Source organism: Raoultibacter timonensis (genome assembly GCF_900240215.1).
Lineage (GTDB): Bacteria > Actinomycetota > Coriobacteriia > Coriobacteriales > Eggerthellaceae > Raoultibacter > Raoultibacter timonensis.
Map to the genome: position 1 here is coordinate 2,327,251 of NZ_LT964679.1, position 17,733 is coordinate 2,344,983.

Here is a 17,733-nt window from a genome sequence, read left to right on the forward strand (position 1 = left end):
CATGTATTTTATGCAACATAGTGATGTATACTTCGCAACATGACTCCCTGGAGGTCCGTATGCTGTGTGAAAACAACCTATTCTGCTCTTCGCTCGCCCCAGAAACGAGGGACGAACTATGTAGGCACTGCTCCAAGCGCACGCTTACCGCCGGGTCAACCATTCTTTCGGAAGACTTTTCCCTTAAGACGAATCTCGTTATTTCCGGCGCAATGGTCACGAACACCACCTTTGACGACGGCATCATCCAGGAAGAGTACGACATTCCCGTGTTCTTCCTCATGACTCAAGGGTTGTTGTTTCCCATCGAAGCAGTATTCATGCGCAAAATACCCGATCAGTTTTCCTACAACGGCCTTACCTGTTTAACCGACTGCATCCTCGCGCGATTCGATCATGACACCATGCTCGGCATGTTCAACTCGGATCCCGCCTTTGCCCGCAGCGTTCTTCTGAACAATATGACCACCTCAGCTCATGCAAGCATGTTCGCGGCCACCTTGCGCTCTTATGACGTATATCAAAGCGTCAAATGGCTTTTGTTCTTCCTGTCGGACAAAGGAGTTGTCCTCACTCACCAGCAAATCGCCGATATCACCACCCATAATCGCACCTCGGTCACCAAAGCAATCGGCGCCATCAAAAAACGAGAACCCGAACTCTGGGCCCGCTACGCGAGTGCGACCGAACGACCGGCGAAATATTTCGTTCTCGAAAACCAGCCACCAGAAGAGAAGGGTAAGCTTCCCCTTCTCAAGAAAGTCCTCAACTACCTCTCCGATATCGATATTCACACGAATCCCGAGCGATGCCTGCAAGTACGCAATAGAAACGTCAGCTGCGGCGCCTGCATGAACATCTGTCCCGGCAATGCCATATCGATCGAAGGCCTCAACGTGACCGTGCATCCTGATCGCTGCCTGCTGTGCGGCGCTTGCGTTGCCTCGTGCCCGTTTGACGTTTTCAGCGCCCACAACCCAACGGCGAACGGACTCGCCGAACTCGTTCGGAAAAGCGCCGAGATAACCGACGGCAACCCCATCGTTGTATGCGGCCACACCCATGCGGATCTCATGGGCACCTATACCCCCCACGTCGTTCGCCTTAACTGCCTCGGTCGCCTTGACGAGGATTTCTACGCAACGATTGCCGGTATGGAACTCGAAAGCATGACGCTCGTTCACGGTAGTTGCAGAGATTGCCCCCGCAGCACATCGGGAGCGCAAGCACGACGCTGCTTCCAAGCCGCGCAGGCAGCGCTGTTTGCCTGGGAGGGCGAAATCAATCTCCGATATACCGATAAGATGCCAACGGAAGCCTATGCGCTCACGCGCACCACGAAGCCCTCGAAGGGAGTCAAAGCCCCGACCTCCGCATCGAGCGTCGAACGGGCTTCCCGCACACCCGGCCAACCGTCAACGTACCCCGGTGCGGAAACCGCCACGCCCGAGAGCGAAAACCCCCGCTCCATCGTTTCGAAGATTCGAGCGAGAAACGGAGCGCTCGCCTACCACCCCTCGCCTCGACCCAAGCGAGTTTTCGATAAACTGTGCACGATCGGCTCCGCCCCCGAAGAGCTGCCCGCCATGCGGTTCTGGGGTATTCCGACGTTCGATAAAAACCGCTGTCAGCAATGCGGGCTTTGCGCGATGTTCTGCGAAACAGGAGCAATTAAGAAAATCGAGCGTTTCAATTACCGCAAGAAGAAAACGCTGTTCGCTTTCGAGGTCGAACCGTTTCTCTGCGCGCGATGCCGATGCTGCGAGCAGGTTTGCCGCAACGATGCGATCCGCATCAAGCCGCTCGAATTCACGCACAATGCCCACGATCGACAGACCGCCGTCATATACGAGCGCAGCGAATCGTAAACGGTTTCGCCAGGCACCCGAGCGCGCAAGCCGCACCCATCCGGCGCATTGCCTACTTGTGATACGGCTCGCCCCGCGAGATCTTGAACGCGCGGTACACCTGCTCGAACAACACGACGCGCGCGAGGTTGTGCGGCAGCGTGATCGGGCCGAACGAAAGCTGCTCGTTGGCACGTGCCCGCACAGCGTCGCTCACGCCGTCCGAGCCCCCGACGATGAACGTCAGATCGCTTGTGCCGGCAAGCGCCAGGCTGTCAAGCCGACGAGCCAAATCTTCACTTGATCGCTCTTTGCCCTCGATGGCGAGCAGAATCGCATGGCTCTGCTCGGGAATCGCCGCCAGAACGGCCGAGCCCTCCCTATCGCGGGCGGCATCGACTCCCCCGGCTTTGGCCGGGTCGATATCGGCGATTTCCTTCACCTCGACCTTCGCGTAGGCCTTGAGGCGCTTGAGGTACTCGGCGCAGGCATCGGCCCAAAAGCGCTCTTTGAGCTTGCCAACCGCAACCACCGTGATCCTGATCATGGGCGGTTCACCAAATCGATGAGCTCCGAGCGCACGTGGATGCCGAGCTTCTGATAGATGCTCTTCACATGGGATTTAACCGTGTTCTCCGAAACGAACAGCTTTTCCGATATGACGGGCATGGTGTAGCCCTGGGCGAGCAGCTTGAATATCTCCGTCTCGCGCGGGGTGAACTGATGATCAGCCGCAATCTCATCGCAGCGCGACGCGAGCGCCTCCTCGGGCGTCAGCTGCGCCGCCGGCTCGTCATCGTCGCTTGCCAGGCGCTTGTCTTTGAACAGCAACAACGCCGCCATCAGCAGCAGATACACCGAAACCAGCGCCACGGTGGTGAGTACAAGATCGCCCTGCTTCAGGGTCTCCGCATTGAGAAACCCGATAGCCGTCCCCGCAAGCTGCGCCGCATTCGTGCAGGCGAGCGCCAAGCCGAACAGCAACGTCGAGGGAAGCTTGGTGTCGTTTGCCGAATCGGCGATCATGCACCAGAGAATGATGCCCGCAACCATAGCACCCAACTGGGCGAACGCGTTGACGATACCGCCAGCTGCGTTCCAGATGATCGGCAGAAGCAGAAAACCAGCTGCCGAAAGCGGCAGCGCAACCGAGTAGATCCTTCCCACATTGAAGGGCTTCTTGATGAGAAGCGCCGGCAAAAGCAGACAGACCACCGCAATGGCGCTCGTGAACAACGAGGTTTGCTGAAACGATTCGAGGGGGATCTCGTGCTGCCCGGAAATCTGGAGCATAAGACCGCTCATGAAGCAGAGGATCACGGTGCCGAGCACCGGATGCCAGAGCCCCTTAACCGCCCCGCTGAATACCGGCCCCGAATACTCCGGCTCGACCGTCGGACGCGCATCGAGGGCTTTTTTGGCGAACAGCGCCGAAAAGGCGAACAGCAATGCCGCCACAGGAAGAGCCGCTGGCGAGGGAACGAGCGTCGCCGCGAAGTAGAGCACGAGGCTTACCGCGTTGCAGAGCACCACGAACAGATAGACCGCGCGCAACGTGAGCGTCGAAGAGAACCGCGCCCACAAAAGCGTGATCAGCGCATCACCTGCGCCGAGCAGAACGCCTGCGAGCAAAAGCCACGGCGCAAACATATCGACAGACACGGCCGACGAGAACTGAAACACCATCCCGGCAACCAAAAACCCGACCATGGCGACGCCGATGGTCATGAGGGCGGTAATGGAATTCGAAGTCTTCGGAAGACGGCGCACCACCAGCGCGCAGATAAGGTATACGACGATGCGGGCGCCCATGGCGCCAATGGAGAACATGACCTCGATGCCGTACCCTAGCGGTCCGGCCGACGTAAGCACGGTCGCAGAATGGAACATCATGTAGCTGAATGCGAGATACAGGGCGTATCCGCCGAAGAACACCGCATCGCGCGCACGCAGGCTCTTGGCAATATCGGCCACATACCCCATCGGATTCCTTTCTCCCATGGGGATAGTATATAGGTTCGCAAGCCTCCCGCACATTGCAACCTGGAAACGGGTTTCCGGGCGAATTTCCCACTGCATTCTGCATTATACCTGTTCAATGCTTATAAAAGGACTGCCTCACCAGAATCAGGTGGGAAGCATTTTCCCTGTTCGAGAAAAAATCACCAGCGAACTGGTGATGAAACGGGAGCGCTTCTTCCGTACTGTACACGATACCCGGAAGCCGAAAAGAGGACTTCCACGACCCATACTGTATCTGGAGGGAGACATATGGACAACGCAAGATTAAGCCGACGTGCATTTATCGGACTGGGTGCCACCGCGGCGGTTGCCGCCGGCGCTGCAGGCCTCGTAGGATGCGCTCCAGCATCCGATGCCGCCGACTCGGGCAAGGCGGACNAAAGCCGCCGCCGAAGAAGGCGCGAAGGTCATCGGCGTCGAAAAGGCTGCTCAGCTTACCGCCGTTTCGATGGCAGGCGATTTCGGCGTCGTCGGCTCGCAGATCCAGAAGGATCTCGGCATCGAATGGGCTGGCAAAGACGTCATCGTCAACCAGCTCATGAAAGACATGTGCTACCGCCCGACCCCCGACTTCCTCGGCTATTGGTACGACCATTCGGGCGAGGACTTCGACTGGCTCGTCGAGGGCGCTGATTTCGAGGTGCTCACGAGCACCGCTGCCGACCAGCAGACCGACAAGCCCAACTACATCCGCCCGAAGTGCTTCCCCGCGCTTGAGGGCTACGACTACAAAACCGAGTACTACCCGTACTTCCACGGCACCATCACCACGAACCCGAACATGCAGTGGACGCTCGACGCAGGCGCGGCGAAAGCCGAGGAAATGGGTGCCGAGCTCATCTACTCCACGTGGGGCGAGCAGCTCATCGTAGAGGACGGCAAGGTCACCGGAGCCTACGTGCATGACGCCGACGGCAACTACACGCAGATCAACGCGAAGTCCGTCGTGCTCGCCACCGGCGACTGGGGCAACAACCAAGACATGCGCGACTACTTCATCCCGTGGGCTAACGAGTTCGTGAGCTTCTACACCACGATGGACGCGGCAGGCACCATCGGCAACACCGGCGACGGCCACCTCATGGGGCTTTGGGCCGGCAGCCACATGGAGCTCGGTCCCCATGCCCCGATGACCCATCACATGGGCGGCCCTCTCGGCGTCGACGGGTACCTGCAGCTCGACATCAACGGCAACCGCTTCATGAATGAAGACATCCCCGGCCAGAACATCGCCGACCAGCTCTCGCGTGTTCCCGAGGGTCCCGAGGGCCTGCGCTCCTGGCAGATCTTCGACAGCAAGTGGCCCGACGAGATCGCGCATATGCCCGACGGTCACGGCTACGTGAACCACTTCGTCCCCGAGGATCAGATCGACCAGTACCAAACCGTGCTCGCAGGCTTCGGCTTGGGCTACACCACCAAGGAAATGGTCGAGGGAACCCAAGGACTCATCAAAGCCGACACGATCGAGGATCTCGCAAGCCAGATGGGACTCGACGCCGCAACGGTGAAGGCCTCCATCGATCGCTACAACGAGATGTGCGCCGCCGGCCACGACAGCGATTTCGGCAAGGATTCGCGTCGCCTGTTCCCCGTGTCCGAACCGCCGTTCTACGCGTACCCGTTCGGCAGCGCCGGCATGCTCGTCCTCATGGGCGGCCTCGAGGTCAACAAGAAGCTCCAGCCGCTCAACGAAGCGGGCGAGCCGATCGAGGGTCTCTACGCCACCGGCAACGTGCAGGGCGGCCGCTACCTCGTCGAGTACCCGGTTACCGTCGCGGGCATCTCGCTCGGCACCGCGCTCTCCTTCGGACGCCTTGCGGGCATGAACGCCGCCGGCAAGGAGATCGAGGCGACAACCCAGGCGTAACACTGCCTTACCCGAAGCCGTCTGTAAGCGACTCTTTTCCCTCACATGCTTGAGGACGGCATGCTCAAAGCCCCGAAGCCACCCTTTCTCCCAGGCTTCGGGGCTTGTTTTTGCCCAACTTCCTTCGTTAGCACGCCCGAAAACGCCCGTAACTAAAGCTGGCTTTACTTAGCGGGGTTTCTCGAGCGGCATTCCGTCTTTCCCGAGGATCTCGACCGCCTCGCCTCGCACGAGAATCGCCTGGTTGTCATCGATAGCCCGCAAAGGAAGGCCGTCCGCATGCGCGGCGAGTATCTCCTCGGCAGCTTTGCCCATCTCCCAGTTTCCGCAATGCGGCACCACGAAGAAGTCGACAAGGCCCAAACCGGTATAGTCGTCCAAGCCGGGCGCCTTCTCGACGCTGTCCATTGCGGCAGAGTACCCGATGTCGGGCGCGACGACGATGGCACCCGCCGATTCGCCAACGTAGAGCTTTCCCTTGTCGATCTCGCGGACCAGCAGTTCGTCAGTGCCGGTTCTGCGCAGCTCCTGCAGCAGGTAGAACGTGTTGCCACCCGAAACGTATATGATGTCGGCCGCTTCCAACTGAGTCTTTGCGGTCTCGTACGAAACCGTCGCGACATCCAGCTCGCCAACGGCAAGCCCCATGCTCCTCAGCACCCACTTGCTTATCTTGGCGAAAAAGCCCAAGCGCTCCGCCTTGCTTGCCGTGGGAACGAACGCAACGGTTTTGCCCTCGAGGTCGGGTTCGGCCGTCCTCAGCGTTTTTGACACGTTCTGAAACATGGAAACCAAGAGCATTCTTTTCATAGCAACCTCCGGGCACCAGTATACGCGCCCGAAAGAAAGGCGGCGCGGCAATCGAGAAGTCCGTCCGACCTCGCAAAGCAGCTGCAACAGCCAGACAGCCGCCAGCCGCTCGGCGCCCGACCACCCGGCGGCGGCANGGGCTGCCTCGAGGCTGAGCCCGTTGATGTCGGCTATGCCCTGGCTTTGCAGATACCCCGTGAACAGCCCTAAAACGGAGAAGATGCCCGCAACCAGCCCGAATCCCACCATGATGGGCGTCTCAACCGACGTCGAAGCCGCAAGGCCGTGCCGGGCGGTGTGCCGGGCCAGATACCAGGCGTTCCAGCGCTTCTGCGGAACAAGCCGCGTCCATGCTTCGAGCAGCGCCGAAAAGAGCGCGGGCGCTAGGGGAGCAAGCGTAGCCACTACGAAAAGGGGCATGAAAAGCGACCAGTTCATGGCCTCGTCCGGACCCGATTCGATCATGAAGGAAACGAACCAGCAGGTGCAGGCCGCGAGCCCCGCGAACAGGATGACGCGCATCCACGTCATCCCTGCGCGCTTCGGCTCCGGGTCGCGCAGGGCGACAAGCGGAGGCGTTTTCCCTGCGCTCCGTGCGCCGCGCAGGCCCCCGAGCAGAAACACACCCGCCACCACAAGCCACACCACGGGCATCAGAGATGCATCGACCTGGGGCGCCACACCGAAGAAGGCCTCCTGCGAACCGGTTAGAACAGCGAAGATCGGTCCAAACGTGGCAGCCGCAAGCACCGTGCCGCACGCGGCACCGAGCACCGCCACCACGGCCATCTGGATGAGCACTGCTGCGCTCACCAGGCGCGGCCTCACGTTCGCCAGCTGCCACAGCGCATAGCTCTGCCGTTGCGCGGAAACCGTCAGGTTTGCCGCCGACGCGAGCACGGCTACCGCCGCAACCGACGAAAACGAGACGACGACGGGAACGGTTTGCTGCAGGCCCTTGAACAGAAGCTCATCGCCTGCATAGAAGTTCGCAGTCGCCTGAAACGACGCAGCCCAGCCGCCGATCAAGCCGCAGGCAACCGCCACCAAAAAGGCACCGACCCACGTCGTTGCATGGTCGCGCAGATCCGAGAACACGAGTCCGATCATTGAGAGCCTCCCATCGCCTCGAGTATCTGAGCCGCAGTAGAGCGGCCCATAACCCTGACGACCTGCCCGTCCTTCAGTACGAGAATACGATCCGCCAACGATGCCGCCTCAAGATCGTGGGTTACCACAACCACCGATCGCCGGGGGTCGTCGGCTATTTTGCGCAGCATACCGAGCACTTCGCGGCCGTTCTTGGAATCGAGTGCGCCGGTCGGCTCGTCGGCAAACACCACGTCGGGGCGCGCTGCGAGAACGCGGGCAATGGCCACGCGCTGCTGCTCGCCGCCCGACAGATCGCCGGGGCGGCTCTTCTCCCGCCCCCTGAGCCCTACGCTTTCCAGCACCGATTCAACCTGCTTCTTCGCAAGCGGCCGACCCGCTAGGCGCGCAGGTAGCGAAACGTTCTCGCCAGCGCTCAGCGACGGAATGAGGTTGTACGATTGGAAGATGAAGCCCACATGATCTCTGCGCATCTTGAACAGGGAGTTTCGACTCGCACGGACAACCTGCGTGCCCATCACCTCGATCGACCCCGAATCCGCGGCCTCCAGCCCCGACAGGCAGTACAAAAGCGTCGATTTGCCCGAACCGCTCGGCCCTACGATGCTCACCATCTCGCCCGCCTCAAGGGAAAGGCTGACACCTCGCAAAACCTCGGTCACCCGCCGTTTTCTCCCTCCCCCCGTGCTGAACGACTTCTTCACGTTTTGTGCAACGATGGTGCTGCTCATGTTTTCTCCTTTGAACCACATCGGGCGGCGGCGGTCGGCATGGCGATGCCCGGGCGCCGCTGCGCAGCCGAAACGCGGGGGTGCGCTCGGGACGGCAAACCAGACATGGCTGCGCCCGCACGAATGCCATGCGACTGCGACGAAGCTCTACTCGCGTCGAAACGCCGCCGAACCCCTATGCATACTGATAGATTTTTCTTACCGAATCCGCTCAAGCGGACTAACCGCGCACGCAAGTTCCCGTGCGCAACCGAACGCCTATTTGCCGCTTCGCACCGAGCGATAGGCTTTGACAACGCCGCAGAAGATGCCGCCGATCGGCCACGCCAGCCAGAACCACCACCGTGCGTTCAGGGCCGGCACGAACAACAGAACGAGGCCGACAACCGTAGACAAGCCCATGATGAGGGCATACATGCCGTACGTGCGCTTCGCCTGGCGAGCGCGCGATGCGAGATCATCGTCCAGGGCGCCGATCTGCGCCTCGTTCATGCCGCGCAGCGATTTCTCGTTGTACCGCCCGACGTCGCAGCACGATTTCACGAGATAGCCGTGCACGATGAAGAACACCCCGAGCGCTGCAAAGAACAGGGGGACCGACCCCGCAAGCCACGGGAACGGCTGCAGCACGATGGTTGAAGCCAGCCCTGCCATAACGAGGGCGATACCGGCCACAAGCCCCGTCGAGAAGGCCTTGCGTGCCTGGCTCTTCTGTTCAGCCGCGTAGAAATCCTCCACAAAGGGATGCGACCGGCGAAACTCCCTGCGCGCGAACAGTGCCGGCACGATGAGGGCGATCCCGACGGCGGCGCCCACCAGCATGAGCGCGCTCGAGTAGCTCTGATACGCCGATCCGGGCACCAGCGTAAGGCCTGCAAACAGCACCGACAGCGCCGCACCCGCAACGATCACCGCGATCCCCAGCGGGAGCTTCCAAGCGAAGGTGCGCATCGCCTGATCGTATCCCGTCACGTCCTGCGGCGCGGCGCGAGGCGGCATGCTCGCAGCGGGATTTGCCGGACGGGCGGTCATGTCGCCGAGCACCAGTTCGTCGAGCGTGCACTCGAACAGCTCGCATAGCCTGATCAGCTTGTCCATCTCGGGATACGCGCGCTCGGCCTCCCATTTGGAAACGGATTGCCGACTCACGCCAAGCAGCATGGCAAGCTGCTCTTGGGTCATGTTGCGCGTTGCACGCAGATGTTGTAGGTTGTCGCGAAAGCTCATAGGTCCATCCTTTTGCGGCGCTCGATTATCCGAACGGCAAGCCTTGCACTCGCCCGCATCTGCATTCTGCGATGTAATGATACGCCATCGAACGAGGATTTCGGGATCGTCATCCCGAAAGGCGGTGTGTTTGCCGAACCCCATCATGGCGATAGGACGACCCCGGCTCAACCAACTTGCGGCTGCTTTTTTACAAAACCTCTGCTACTCTGCGGTTGCAAACCGCAGGTCGGAGCGTAGCATACCGCATCTGGTCAAAACTTTTTCCAGGGAGGGCATTCCCCGTGCGCGGGCGGCATCCCATAAGCGGAAGGCAGCCCAAGAGGAAAGCAGCCCTGCGCAGCCGGCGGAGTCGCCCGGAGCCCTGCGCAGCCGGCCTCGAGTTTCACGAACCCGACTCCGAATGCCGGCGATGCGCCGCAGCTGCGGCTGTTTATCATCGCGCGCGAATCGCACTCGTCCCGCTAGACCAAAATCGGCGGGCTCCGGCTTGCTTGAGGGCAAGGTCGCTCGAAGCTGGCAGAAAAACGAAGTTATTCGTCGATCGAAGGGCCGAACGCCGTGAAGCTGGGGGGCTCCGCTTTCGGGTCGAAGAGTCCTCCCAGCTCAGCGAATCGGATCCAAAACCGGTCGCGAAACGGGTGTCGAACGATGACGAATAGGGTCGTTTTTCTGCCACGTTCAGCCGATTCCAGCAAGCCCGCATCGCATTTCGGCGCGTACAACGCCGACGCAAGGCGCGTGTATCGAATCTGAAAGCACGCGGGCGCCGATGGGCGCAGGAGCCGATGACCGCAGGCGCCGATGCATGTAGATGCCGATTTCCTGCTTCATGCCGAAAATCGGAAGGCGCGCTCTGACGCCCGAGAGAGCCTCTAGCCCCAGTCGGCCCCTAATACAACGAGGAAGTCGCCCTCAAACGCATAGGTTCCATCATTGAGCTGGGCTTTGCCGACACCGATCGTCGTAGCTATATCCTTGGCCTCGTTGGCCTGGTTCGCATAGTTGTAGATAACGATGGTCTGCGAGTAGTCGAACCCGTCGGCGTTGCCCGTATCCACCGTGTAGCCGACGTCCTCGAGCTTGGCAGCCGCCTCCGAAGCAGCGCCAGCGATGCCGTTGCCGTTCCTGATGGCGATGTTGCCAGTCTTCGGGTCGGTGATCGTCTGACCGCCCGACGAATCGGTGCCGCCCCCGGTTTCTCCGCTACCCGTCGATGCGAGCACGGTACCCGACAGCTCGTCGACCACATCCTCGGTCGTGGGCGGCAAGCCCTGGTCGACGCGGCTCATCATCTCTTTCCAGGCTGTCATGTTCGTGTATTCGTACCATCCGCCGTCAACGTAGGCCGAGGTAGTCGGCTCCATCGCCGAATACAGGTCCGTCGAAGGATCGAGCCCCTGCATCGCCTGGGCAAGACCGATGATGTCGAATACGCTCAAATCGGTGGTGACGTACTCCGACAAGGCTTCCACGGTGCTTGCCATCGTACCGATGTCCGACGCGAGGATCTTCTTCGCGATCGCACCGAGCACGAGGCGCTGATTCGCCGCGCGATAGGAGTCGCCGTCGCCGTAATCGTCGTACGCATGGCGCGCGCGGCACAGGATAAGCGCCTGGTAGCCGTCGAGCGTCTGCAGACCCGCGTCGAGATGGCCGCCCGCGTCTTCGTCGTTGATCTCCATGGGAACGTCAACCTCGACGCCGCCCAAAGCGTTCACGATGTCTTTGAAGCCGTCGAAGTTGATTTCGGCGTAGTGGGAAATAGGCACACCGGCCAGCTTGGATACGGTTTCAACCGCCATGGCCGGACCGCCGATCGCATAGGCGGCGTTGAGCTTGTTCTGCCCGTACTCGCCCATGTCGATGAGCGTATCGCGATGGAGCGACACGAGCGTGACCTTATGGTTGCGCGCGTCGATGCGCGCAAGGATGATGCTGTCGGAACGAGTCGGATCGCCCGCGTATTCGGCCGACTCGGCTCGCTCCGCAGAGCCGTCAGTGCCCATGAGCAGCATGTAGAACGGCTCGTTCGCAAGATCGGTTTCCACAAGCTGAGCGCGAAGATCGCCGTCGATGCCATCGGAAAAATTCGACGTGATGTTGTTCAGATAGGCAAACGCCACCCCGGCTCCCCCGAGGCACACGACGAGAATCGCCGCCGCAACGAGGGCGACCACCTTCCGTCGCTTGCGTTTCTTGCGCTGGCGGGTGTACTCGGCCTGGGATACACGGCGGCTGTAACCGCCGCCTGAACCCCGTGCATCATCCCCATCGGATTCGGACGTGCGGGAATACTGGCTATAGGAAGGCTGCCTTCCATAAGCGGAGGGATCAAAACTATCGTAACGGGACGATCCGCCACGTGTGCTGCGGCGTGCAGTCCCCCGCTGATCGGGATCGGCGGAAGCGGCTCTGCGCCGTGCGTTGCTTTTCCTATCCATCATGCCAATCATTGTGCCTGAGACCCGTTGGTGCATGCAAGGTGAATCGGCTGTTTTTAGGAAAACGCCACAGGTTCGAGCGGTCGAACAATCCGTTGCCTTTCAAGCTGATCAGCCGATTGAGCAGGTGATTTTCAAAATCGAAGCCATCGTTTGCCGCCGCTAATGCTCCTTGCGCAGCAGCACTTCCGATACATGAAATGCGCACAACATCGGGGGGGTGGGCAGCCCTGTTGGGAAGCCGTTATCTAGCGTACGCCCAACCGCTTGACCATGTAGTCGTTGGCAGCGATTTCAACCGCGTCGTCGAGTGGGCGGAGCGGTTCGGCCTCGATGCCCATCCGAGCCGCCCGAACCTCAAGCGCCCGGGCGATGAGGTGATCGGCGATCTCGGGGTTCTTACCCAGCAGAGGCCCGTGCAAGTACGTTCCCACCACGTTGCGGTATAGCACGCCGTCGCTCTTGTCGGTATCGTTGTTGCCATGGCCGCCAGACGATACCACTGCGCCGAGGGGCGTGAGCCCCTGCCCGAGAAACGTTCTTCCCGCATGGTTTTCGTACCCGACAACCGGCCGCTCGGCGATCGGAGAGCGCAGCACGACATTGTCGATGAGGCGGTCACGCGATCCGTCGGCGCGCTTCGTAACCATATCGACGATGCCCAGACCCTCGACGCTCTCGTCGCCCAAGAGCCATTCGCTTCCGAGTATCTGATAGCCGCCGCAGATGGCGAGCAATACCCCGTCGGCCTCGACGTAAGCCGACAGATCATCGCGCATGCGGAGCAGCTGCTCGGAGGCAAGCCGCTGCTCGCGATCTGGGCCCCCACCGAGAAACACAATGTCGACCGCAGAAAGGTCGATCGTTTCGCCGTGGTTGACGGAGACGATTTCAACAGGCATCCCCCGCCATTCGATGCGCTTCGCCAAACATTTCACATTGCCGCCGTCGCCGTACAGGTTGAGCAGATCCGGGAACAGATGCGCTATCCTCAAAGACTCCATGGCTCCTACGCCCCTTTCCCGTCGCTGCCGCCATCCTGCGCAATCAGCCTCACAAGCTCGCCGCGCACAACGGGCAACGCCGTGTAGTTGGCTATCAGATAGAACCGGTAGTCGGGCGAAAGCCCCGCGGTCTTTTCGAGCATGTCGGCGGGCCCGTCGATGAGTTCGGCGGCAATCCCCGCGTACTTCAGACGTACCTGCAGATCGTTTCTCCTGATGCCCCCGACGAACACGACCAGATCGTCCGCTTCGGCAAGCTCTTCGAAATCGATGTCCCATATCCACGAGACATCGCGCCCATCGCCCTCCTTGTCGTTGACGAAGAACGCCACCGCGCGCGGCCCGGCATCCTGCGCGATGATCTTGAGGTTCTGGTTGAAGCCCGTCGGATTCTTTGCGAGGTTGAGCAGGATCGGGCGGCCTGCTGCCTCAAGGTTCTCAAGCCTGCCGTTCTGCGGATCGAACGCATCGAGCGCGCGTTGGAACGCATCGGGCGGGCACCCGAGCAGATTGGCCGCCGTAAACGTCGCAAGCAGGTTGTACACCATGTAGGCACCGGTTGCCGAGGTTCGTACGTCGATCGACGTCCTGTCGTCGGTTCCGGCAGAAAAAACGATGCCGTCACGCCCGAAGCGCACGTTTCGAGCCGCGTGATCGAGCACAGGGCGGGCGAAGCCGCACTGCGGGCACCGGTATTCGCCGAGCTGCCCGTATTGCCGATACGCGTATTCGAGCATGGTCGAGCACATCTGGCACATCTGGGCGTCGGCAACGGTATTCTGAGCCAGTCCCATGTCTTCCGCCACGCCGAAGGCGATTGCCTTGTTCTTCGCCTTTCGGACTATGGCCTCGCAGAGCGGATCGTCGGCGTTGTACACGATCACCGTATTCGGGGAGGCGGCGAGCGCACCTGCGATGCTCTCTTGGATGCGATCGATCTCTCCCACGCGGTCGAGCTGATCGCGAAACAGATTCAACAGCACGAGGTAGTCGGATTTCAGCTGAGGCAGAACCTTTGCAAGCCAAAGCTCGTCGCTCTCGAACACCGCCCAATCGGATTGGTCGCCGTGGAGCAGCGCCGTGGCGACACCGCTGTCGAGGTTTGCGCCCGTGCGATTGCAGATGACCCGCATGCCCGCGGTTTCGAGCGCATCGGCGAGCAGATTCGTTACCGTGGTCTTGCCGTTCGTGCCGCACACGACGACCGACCCGCGATCGAGTTTGTGCGAAAGGTCGGCGATGAGACGGGGGTCGACGTACAGCGCGATCTTGCCGGGAAAGTTAGCCGCTGGGCGCTTGAACACGTTTTTGAGCCCCCAAGTGCTCAATGCGCTGATCCCGCGCGCGACCGTAAGCTGCAACCCCATACCGGTTCCTTTCTCGTTCGGAGCATCAAGTATAAACGGTTCGTTGAAGTGCTCGCGACCTTCATACAATTTTCAGGTAGAATGGGAAAGAGGCAGGTACAGCCCTGCGCCAATCAGTTATCCGTACTTGAACAATGCACATGCTCGCCGAGCTGTTCGTCAGGAACGAGCCGAAACGATGCCGGAAACGCCACACAACCGCTCAAACGACCGTCCCCAGCAGGGGCGTGGTCGGAATCCCCGTTCCTCTGAAACGGCGCGCTTCACCGTCGACGGGCGTCCCGAACGCCGAGCGGGCAGTGCAGCCGACCGTTCGGCAAACGCGACACGGCAATCGCGATCGGCGCATTCCCCCCGCGAGGCCGCTCCCTACGGTCGCGACGCCGACGCCTACCGCAGACGCGTGCAGGCCGACCGCACCTCTCGCCCCGACCCACGCGGCAATACGGGACGATCCGAAAGACAACCCGCTCCGGCAAACGCCCAGCGCGCAGCGCGATCGCACGCCTCCTATCGAGACGATGATCGCTACCGCGCGAAAGCACCGCGCGCAGGATCGGGGTTTCCCTGGAAGCCTGCACTCATTGCAGCCATCGCCTTCGCATGCATCGTCGGCGGCGTTTTCTTCTTCATCCAAACGAGACCCATCGCGATAACCGTCAACGGAGAACAGCTTGAGCTGGGCGGCAGCAAGGATATAGCCGCCATCATAGAGGCCGGCTACGCAACTCCCAAAACCGGTGATTTCGTTGCCGTCGACGGCGAGGTGCTCGAAGCGGGCAAAGGCGAAGCGTTCACCGCTTACGTGAACAGCCAGAAGGTCGACGATGCGAAAACGGGACTCAAGGCCGGCGATGCAGTGACCATCGCCGACGGCGCCAACACCGTAGAACCTTCGCAGGATACCGTCGAGCCTATTCCGTTCGAAGTGGTTCAGGAAGGGAGCGGGCCGCTCCACGTGATTGACGGCGAAGGCGCCGATGGCAGCAAGGTTACGAAGGTCGGCGACATCTCGGGCAAAACCTTCGTCGAGGAAAACGAACCGAAAAATCCCGTTTGCCGCTACTATTACCCCGATACCGGCGGCGAAAAGGTAATCGCCCTCACGTTCGATGACGGCCCCTGGCCCGACTACACCGAGCAGGTTCTCGATATCCTCGCCGAAAACGACGTGAAGGCCACGTTCTTCACCGTCGGCGATCGCATCAACGAGAACGGTAAAGCCCTCGTCAAGCGAGCGCACGACGAAGGGCATCAGATCTGCACCCATACGTTCGACCACGCAAGCGGCGACGGAAAGGGCGTCGACCTGGGCCTCATGTCCGCTGAGCAGCAGATCGAAGAGGTCACCAAAGGCTACGACGCGATACGCGATGCGCTCGGTACGGATCCGAGTACGGTCATTCGCACCCCCGGCGGAAACTTCGGCGCCGACGTCCAGAAGAACCTCAGCCCCCACATCTCCTCCGAAATCGGATGGACCATCGACAGCGGCGACTGGCGTCTGCCGGGAGCCGACGCGATAGCCGAGCAGCTCAAAAGCGCATGGCCCGGCGCCATCATCCTCTGCCATGACGGGGGCGGCGATCGCTCGCAGACCGTCGCAGCCATCCGAGAGGCCATCCCCTATCTGAAAGAACAGGGCTATACGTTCATCACGATCGACGAAATGCTGGAATACCCCGCAAAAGACGTTTCGTAGCTTCGTAGCTTTGTAGCCAAAGGCGCTTCATAACCAAGGATGTTTCGCAATCAAGGACGTTTCGTGACCAAAGCGGAAAGCCGAAGACGGAAAAGCCTCCGACCCGCATGACGGATCGGAGGCCTGCCTATCGACGCCATGCCTACTCGAACCAGAGGAGGATAGCAACAGTGACGTAAGAACCCTAAAGAGCAGAGGCGTCGATCGAGTAAGCTTTCTTTGCACGCTCAGCGTGCCATGGCGGTGCGGCATTGGGCTTGTGGCTGCCAACCCGCGCCGCCATGGCACGCTGCCGCCATACAGCGGCAGCGCGTCGGGTTTACTCCTGCTTCATATCGAACAGGATGTAATGCGAATCCCTCGAAGCCGTAAGCACGATCTGGCTTTCGCCCGTGATTTCGGCCGCATCGCGCTCTTGGAGCTCGTTGCCGTTCACCGAACCCATGCCTTCGATTTGGATGAGGTAGGCCTGACGACCGCGCGCGATCTCATAAGCCGCTTCCTTGCCCGCATCAAGACTGATCACCGAGACATTCATGTCCTGATTGATCTTGACCGGCGCGGAGCCGTTCTGCCCCGAAGCGATCTGGAGCCACGTATTCTCGCGGTCCTCCCACTTGAAGTCGTAGTCGCCGTAGTTCGGCTCGTAGCCCGCAGCATCGGGCAGAATCCATATCTGCAAAAAGCGCAGGGGCTTGTCGGTGCGGTTGAACTCGCTGTGCAGGATGCCCTTGCCCGCGCTCATGTACTGAACCTGGCCCTTGGTGAGCGTTCTGCCGTTTCCCAAACTGTCCTTATGGGTGAGCTCGCCGTCGACCACGTAGCTGATGATCTCCATATCGTTATGAGGATGGGTCGGGAACCCGCCTTGCGGATCGAACACATCGTCGTTCACGACGCGCAGTGCACCGAACTGGATGTTGTCGGGATTGTAGTACTCGGCAAACGAGAAGTGGAACAGACTGTGCAGCCAACCCCGCTCGCTTTTGCCCATCTTGTTATGATCGATAACCTTAATCATGTCATGCCTTCCTTTCAATGCCGCCCGCATGCCCGACTTTGTGCAGCAACCCGACGATGGTTTCGATGTCGTCGTCGCTCAAAGCAGCCAGGGCTTTGTCGAGCAGCCTCATATGGCGGGGAAACACCTCTTCGATAACCGTTCGCCCCTCGTCGGTAAGCTCGACGATGAACGATCTGCCGTCTTCGGGATTCGCCAAGCGCGTTGCGTAGCCTCTCTTCTCGAGGTTGCGCACCACGACCGTGATATTGCCCCCCGTCGACAACACCGCTTCGATAATTCCGTTCACCGTAAGCGGGCCTTTGTGCAGGAGCGCCTCCATCACCTCGAACTGCGTAAACGTGAGTCCGTATTCAGCAACGAGCCTCCTGCTTTCGCGGTGGGCGATCTCGTAGCTTCTGCTCAAGGCGATTACCAGCGCTCCATCGAGCCGTTCCCGCTTGGCCGATAAACCCTGCGGCGGCGCGTCGTGCCGGACTCTCGCCTCTTCCATCGATTCCGCCTTTCGTTTGCCTTCCATTGGAACTTCCTTTTTGCGCTGGAAACAATTTATCACTAATTAGTACTAATAGTCTATA

Annotated in this window: 13 protein-coding genes; 3 read left to right on the plus strand and 10 right to left on the minus strand. The window is 60.5% G+C overall.

Annotated elements, in window-relative coordinates; genetic code table 11:
- Positions 1–59: 59 nt before the first annotated feature.
- A complete protein-coding gene (locus C1722_RS10215; protein ID WP_180995141.1) occupies positions 60–1,868 on the plus strand; it encodes a 4Fe-4S binding protein in 1,809 nt (602 codons plus the stop codon).
- Between the two features lie 52 nt (positions 1,869–1,920).
- Here the strand turns inward: C1722_RS10215 and rlmH are convergent, their stop codons facing one another.
- Positions 1,921–2,391: a 23S rRNA (pseudouridine(1915)-N(3))-methyltransferase RlmH gene (gene rlmH, locus C1722_RS10220; RefSeq protein ID WP_102379623.1), complete on the minus strand. Its 471-nt coding sequence runs from the start codon at positions 2,389–2,391 to the stop codon at positions 1,921–1,923.
- Complete coding sequence (locus C1722_RS10225; RefSeq protein ID WP_102379140.1) at positions 2,391–3,830, minus strand: helix-turn-helix transcriptional regulator; 1,440 nt, start codon at positions 3,828–3,830, stop codon at positions 2,391–2,393. Before C1722_RS10225 ends, rlmH begins: the two co-directional genes overlap by 1 nt.
- A gap of 391 nt (positions 3,831–4,221) precedes the next feature.
- Here C1722_RS10225 and C1722_RS10230 point away from each other — a divergent pair, with 391 nt between their 5' ends.
- On the plus strand, positions 4,222–5,739 hold the full coding sequence (locus C1722_RS10230; RefSeq protein ID WP_244902523.1) for an FAD-dependent oxidoreductase: 1,518 nt from the start codon (positions 4,222–4,224) through the stop codon (positions 5,737–5,739).
- A 168-nt stretch (positions 5,740–5,907) separates the two neighbouring features.
- Here the strand turns inward: C1722_RS10230 and C1722_RS17420 are convergent, their stop codons facing one another.
- The 6 genes from C1722_RS17420 to C1722_RS17430 form a co-directional block, all read right to left on the minus strand.
- Positions 5,908–7,659 (minus strand): Type 1 glutamine amidotransferase-like domain-containing protein, encoded by a 1,752-nt coding sequence (locus C1722_RS17420; protein ID WP_244902524.1) that lies wholly within the window; start codon positions 7,657–7,659, stop codon positions 5,908–5,910.
- Positions 7,656–8,390 carry an ABC transporter ATP-binding protein gene (locus C1722_RS10240; RefSeq protein ID WP_102379141.1) on the minus strand — a complete coding sequence of 245 codons (735 nt, stop codon included), beginning with the start codon at positions 8,388–8,390 and terminating at the stop codon, positions 7,656–7,658. The genes C1722_RS17420 and C1722_RS10240 overlap by 4 nt, the downstream gene beginning before the upstream one ends.
- Before the next feature lie 258 nt (positions 8,391–8,648).
- Positions 8,649–9,617 carry a helix-turn-helix transcriptional regulator gene (locus tag C1722_RS10245; RefSeq protein WP_102379142.1) on the minus strand — a complete coding sequence of 323 codons (969 nt, stop codon included), beginning with the start codon at positions 9,615–9,617 and terminating at the stop codon, positions 8,649–8,651.
- An 875-nt stretch (positions 9,618–10,492) separates the two neighbouring features.
- Entirely contained in the window at positions 10,493–11,797 is a 1,305-nt protein-coding gene (locus C1722_RS10250; RefSeq protein ID WP_244902525.1) for an LCP family protein, read from the minus strand.
- Between the two features lie 512 nt (positions 11,798–12,309).
- On the minus strand, positions 12,310–13,065 hold the full coding sequence (locus C1722_RS17425) for a type 1 glutamine amidotransferase (RefSeq protein ID WP_102379143.1): 756 nt from the start codon (positions 13,063–13,065) through the stop codon (positions 12,310–12,312).
- 5 nt (positions 13,066–13,070) lie between these two features.
- The gene (locus tag C1722_RS17430; protein ID WP_102379144.1) at positions 13,071–14,432 is read right to left on the minus strand and encodes a MurT ligase domain-containing protein; all 1,362 of its coding nucleotides are present in this window, start codon (positions 14,430–14,432) and stop codon (positions 13,071–13,073) included.
- A gap of 178 nt (positions 14,433–14,610) precedes the next feature.
- On the opposite strand from C1722_RS17430, the gene C1722_RS10265 reads away from it, so the two are divergent.
- Complete coding sequence (locus C1722_RS10265) at positions 14,611–16,134, plus strand: polysaccharide deacetylase family protein (protein ID WP_102379145.1); 1,524 nt, start codon at positions 14,611–14,613, stop codon at positions 16,132–16,134.
- A 319-nt stretch (positions 16,135–16,453) separates the two neighbouring features.
- On the opposite strand, the gene C1722_RS10270 is transcribed toward C1722_RS10265, so the two are convergent.
- Entirely contained in the window at positions 16,454–17,155 is a 702-nt protein-coding gene (locus C1722_RS10270; RefSeq protein ID WP_102379146.1) for a pirin family protein, read from the minus strand.
- 1 nt (position 17,156) lies between these two features.
- Positions 17,157–17,675, minus strand: a complete 519-nt coding sequence (locus C1722_RS10275; protein ID WP_102379147.1) for a MarR family winged helix-turn-helix transcriptional regulator — start codon at positions 17,673–17,675, stop codon at positions 17,157–17,159.
- Between the last annotated feature and the right edge of the window lie 58 nt (positions 17,676–17,733).

Excerpts from the sequence above, each read along its gene's own strand:
- C1722_RS10270 (WP_102379146.1), bottom strand. The coding sequence starts at position 17,155 with ATGATTAAGGTTATCGATCATAACAAGATGGGCAAAAGCGAGCGGGGT.
- C1722_RS17425 (WP_102379143.1), bottom strand. The coding sequence starts at position 13,065 with ATGGAGTCTTTGAGGATAGCGCATCTGTTCCCGGATCTGCTCAACCTG.
- C1722_RS17430 (WP_102379144.1), bottom strand. The coding sequence starts at position 14,432 with ATGGGGTTGCAGCTTACGGTCGCGCGCGGGATCAGCGCATTGAGCACT.
- C1722_RS10275 (WP_102379147.1), bottom strand. The coding sequence starts at position 17,675 with ATGGAAGGCAAACGAAAGGCGGAATCGATGGAAGAGGCGAGAGTCCGG.
- C1722_RS10265 (WP_102379145.1), top strand. The coding sequence starts at position 14,611 with ATGCCGGAAACGCCACACAACCGCTCAAACGACCGTCCCCAGCAGGGG.
- C1722_RS10240 (WP_102379141.1), bottom strand. The coding sequence starts at position 8,390 with ATGAGCAGCACCATCGTTGCACAAAACGTGAAGAAGTCGTTCAGCACG.
- C1722_RS10225 (WP_102379140.1), bottom strand. The coding sequence starts at position 3,830 with ATGGGGTATGTGGCCGATATTGCCAAGAGCCTGCGTGCGCGCGATGCG.
- C1722_RS10215 (WP_180995141.1), top strand. The coding sequence starts at position 60 with ATGCTGTGTGAAAACAACCTATTCTGCTCTTCGCTCGCCCCAGAAACG.
- C1722_RS10245 (WP_102379142.1), bottom strand. The coding sequence starts at position 9,617 with ATGAGCTTTCGCGACAACCTACAACATCTGCGTGCAACGCGCAACATG.